The 3278-nt window shown below is 68.6% G+C and carries 6 protein-coding genes and 1 pseudogene; 4 read left to right on the plus strand and 3 right to left on the minus strand.

Annotated features, from left to right (window positions below; all coding sequences use genetic code 11):
• On the minus strand, positions 1–393 hold a 393-nt coding region (locus ABZ027_RS43035), incomplete at its 3' end, for a helix-turn-helix domain-containing protein (RefSeq protein ID WP_356778555.1).
• A 119-nt stretch (positions 394–512) separates the two neighbouring features.
• On the opposite strand from ABZ027_RS43035, the gene ABZ027_RS43040 reads away from it, so the two are divergent.
• Entirely contained in the window at positions 513–734 is a 222-nt protein-coding gene (locus ABZ027_RS43040) for an SDR family oxidoreductase (RefSeq protein ID WP_356778557.1), read from the plus strand.
• A 336-nt stretch (positions 735–1070) separates the two neighbouring features.
• On the opposite strand, the gene ABZ027_RS43045 is transcribed toward ABZ027_RS43040, so the two are convergent.
• Positions 1071–1724 (minus strand): NAD(P)H-dependent oxidoreductase, encoded by a 654-nt coding sequence (locus tag ABZ027_RS43045; protein ID WP_356778559.1) that lies wholly within the window; start codon positions 1722–1724, stop codon positions 1071–1073.
• A 191-nt stretch (positions 1725–1915) separates the two neighbouring features.
• On the opposite strand from ABZ027_RS43045, the gene ABZ027_RS43050 reads away from it, so the two are divergent.
• The 3 genes and pseudogenes from ABZ027_RS43050 (at position 1916) to ABZ027_RS43060 (ending at position 3038) form a co-directional block, all read left to right on the plus strand.
• A complete protein-coding gene (locus ABZ027_RS43050) occupies positions 1916–2278 on the plus strand; it encodes a helix-turn-helix domain-containing protein (protein WP_356778561.1) in 363 nt (120 codons plus the stop codon).
• Between the two features lie 111 nt (positions 2279–2389).
• Positions 2390–2551: pseudogene (locus ABZ027_RS43055) on the plus strand (transposase); the annotation flags it as partial.
• A 79-nt stretch (positions 2552–2630) separates the two neighbouring features.
• A complete protein-coding gene (locus tag ABZ027_RS43060; protein WP_356778563.1) occupies positions 2631–3038 on the plus strand; it encodes an ATP-binding protein in 408 nt (135 codons plus the stop codon).
• A gap of 88 nt (positions 3039–3126) precedes the next feature.
• Here the strand turns inward: ABZ027_RS43060 and ABZ027_RS43065 are convergent.
• On the minus strand, positions 3127–3278 hold a 152-nt coding region (locus tag ABZ027_RS43065), incomplete at its 5' end, for an ATP-binding protein (protein ID WP_356778565.1).

A 3278-nucleotide genomic window follows, 5' to 3' on the forward strand; every position in this document is an offset into this window, starting at 1 on the left:
CAGCGGCTTGAGCTTCGCCTTGTAGCCGAGCTGGGTGAGCAGGCTCTGCAGATACTGCCCGATCGACTTGTTGACGTCATCGTCCTGGACGACGACGCCGACCTCCTGCCCCGCCGTACCGGACTGCTCCACCAACGCCTTGGCCCAGGAGTTCCCACACCTCGTCCGACACCGCGTACCCCGCCGGACCGGCGCCTCCGCCCGCCCCGTCGCCTTCGCCTTCGTCCGCTCCAGCCAGCGCCAGACCGTACGCTCCGAAACACCCACCGTCTCGGCGACCACACGCACATGCCGCGTCGACAACCTCGCTGCCTGCTGCCTCTCCAGCAGACGACGCACCACCAACGCCCTCGGCAGCACAGCCCCACGGCCGGCTCCTACACCTTGATCCACCCCACGATCGCACCTGCCCAGCCCACCCCACCGCATCAGAACTCACGAACCTGAGACAGCATCAGCTGCCATGCGACAAAACCCCATGACAGTGGTCCCGTCCATCAATCTCTTACCTCATGACAGCGACCTACCCCACCCCAACCTCCGCTGACCAGCTCCGTAATAGCCCACCCCAGAACATCACCACCGACTCTCACCACCACCGACACGAAGCCGAGAGAGCGCACGAGGACATCGCCGAAGCCGCGGCCTTCCTCGCCAGCGAGGCCGCCGGCAACATCACCAGCGTCGTCCTCGACGTGGACGGCGGTATCTCCATCGGATCCTCGATCCGATAACGCTCCGACAGCGGGCGGTGACCGTGGGATAGCCGTCCGGAACTGCCACGGCCGAGGGTACGTCGAGCGGTTCTCTGATACCGCTTCGTAGGACTCGGCCTTCCGGCCCTGACGACCACCCGCCGCTTCCGGCGAAGACGCCCAGGGCAGACTGCTGCGGTGACGGCCCCAACCGACTCGCATGACCGACGCCCGCGCCGAACGGTACGCAGACGGGTCGTCGATTCGTCGGAACGGGCGGCATCGTGGATTCGATGCCGCCCGTTCCGTTATGCCCGTGTGCCCGCGCGCGGAGTTCTGTGAGGAACTTGACTGGCGGCTGTCGCTCGGGGAGCGTTACGCGGCGAAGCGTTCTGCGAATTCCTTGGCCTTGGTGGCCGCGTCCTGGAGGGCGCGGTCACGGGAGGACTCGAAGAGCGGGACGAGTTCGGACATCGCCGGGTTCTGCGGGGCCATCGTGAGTTCCGGGACGATGAAGTGGACGTCCAGGGCGAGGGCGTCGGTGAGGGTCGCCGCCAGATAGTTCTGTACGTACTCGTAGCCCTCGCGCGGGGTGCCCGGCGCGTAGGAGCCGCCGCGGCTGGCGACGACGGTGACCGGGGTGCCCTTGATCTTCGAGTCCACGTTCATGGCGGTACGGCCCATGAGGATCACGTTGTCGAGCCAGGCCTTGAGGGTGGACGGGATCGAGAAGTTGTACATCGGGGCACCGATCAACACCGTGTCCGCCTGCTCCAGCTCCTCGATCAGCCGGACGCGATCGGCGAATGCCGCCGCCTGCTCCGGGGTGTGGGTGGCGGGATCGGCGAAGCCGGCGGCGTGGGCGTCGGCGCTTATGTGCGGAACCGGGTTCGCGGCGAGGTCGCGGTAGATCACCGTGCCCTCGGGGTGCTGCTCCTCCCAGGTGCGGCGGAAGACGTCCGTGACGGCGCGGGACGCGGAGGCGTCGGCGGGGAACACGGAGGAGTCGATGTGCAGCAGTGTTGCCATGGGGATCTCCATAGGAGTGGTGGACGGGCGGGCGCGAAGGGCCCGACGGAGGAGTCGAGGGATGGGGCGACGGACATGATGCGACGGGCGGAGCCGCCGCTTTCAGGGACCGCTCATTCGTACTCGACTATAGATAGCATAGTCACTTACTTTTTTTCACTCCCCACGGGTGAGGGCGGTACCCTGAGTGCATGACGGCCGAGCAGAATCACGACCTGGCGGCGTGCAAGCGTGTCGACGGGGGTATCACGCGGGTGTTCCAGTTGCTCGGAAAGCGCTGGACCGGCCCGATCGTGTCCGTCCTGATCACCGGGCCCGCCTACTTCGTGGACCTGCGCCGGGCCGTCCCCGGCATCAGCGAGCGCATGCTCTCCGACCGGCTCACCGAACTCGGCGCCGGGCGACTGGTCGTGCGCGAGGTCGACGAGGGTCCTCCGCTGCGGGTGTCGTACCGGCTCACGGAGGCCGGGGCGGCGCTCGAACCCGCCCTGAAGCTGCTCGCGGAGTGGGCGAAGGAGTATCTGCCGGAGGGGAAGCGGCCGCCGGAGTGCTGAGCCTGCTGCGCAGGTGGCGGTTCGGCGGAGTGAGGAGCCCGCGGAGGGCGGTCCGGCGGAGGTTCCACAGTTTGGAGTTGTCCACAGGGCGTGACCTGTTTCGGCGGCCTGGCCTCGATCGGCGCTCTGCCGCTGACGGTGGCCCGCGACACGGGCTGCCGGGTCGCCTATCTGCCGGGCCTGTCGTTGCGGCGGATCGCTGACCTCTACCCGGGAGAGGCGAAGACCGACGCCCGCGACGCGGCCGTCATCGCGGACGCCGCACGCACCATTGCCGTACACCTTGCGCACCGGATTTCCCCCACCCCGCAGCACCATGTGACGGAGGTGTGGTCGGGGTGAAGGAGTCAACGTGTTGAGGCGCAACTCCTTCCGGCTGCTCCGGCATCCCGCGTCCGTCGGCCTCGCCTGGCACCGGGTCAGGGACCATCTCGTCGCCTGGGGACACGCCGACGGCGACGCCGCCCTGGAGGACGCCGTGCTCCTCGTCTCCGAGCTGGCGACCAACGTAGTGCGCCACGGGCCTTTGCTGGGGCGGGAGTCCGAGGTCGCGGTGACCGCACTCGCCGGCGGGTCCTGCTTCATAGAGGTCTCCGACGAGGGCGTGGTGCCGCCCCGGTTGAGGGAGGCCGGTGAGTGGGACGAGTCCGGGCGAGGGCTGTTCCTGGTACGGCACATCGCTTCCGCGTGGGAGGTGTGGAGCCGGGGGCGGCATGGGCAGACGGTGTGGGTGCTTGTCGCTCCGCTCGGGGCGGGGTGACGCCTACGGCGGTGGTGGGTTCTCGTGGGTTCGCGGGTGCGGGTTGGTGGTGGTCGCTCGCGCCCACGCGGCGGAGCCGCACATCGACTCAGCCCCGCGCCCCTGGGTGAGGGAGTGTGACCGTTGCCTTCAAGCCCTTGCCCGGAGTCGTGTGTACCTCCACTTCGCCACCGTGGGCTCGTACGACCCCCTGCACGATCGCCATCCCCAAACCGCTGCCCCCGCCGCCTCCCGCGCGGA

The organism is Streptomyces sp. NPDC006332 (assembly GCF_040612855.1).
In the GTDB taxonomy this organism is placed as follows: domain Bacteria; phylum Actinomycetota; class Actinomycetes; order Streptomycetales; family Streptomycetaceae; genus Streptomyces.

Excerpts from the sequence above, each read along its gene's own strand:
- ABZ027_RS43040 (WP_356778557.1), top strand. The coding sequence starts at position 513 with ATGACAGCGACCTACCCCACCCCAACCTCCGCTGACCAGCTCCGTAAT.
- ABZ027_RS43045 (WP_356778559.1), bottom strand. The coding sequence starts at position 1,724 with ATGGCAACACTGCTGCACATCGACTCCTCCGTGTTCCCCGCCGACGCC.
- ABZ027_RS43050 (WP_356778561.1), top strand. The coding sequence starts at position 1,916 with ATGACGGCCGAGCAGAATCACGACCTGGCGGCGTGCAAGCGTGTCGAC.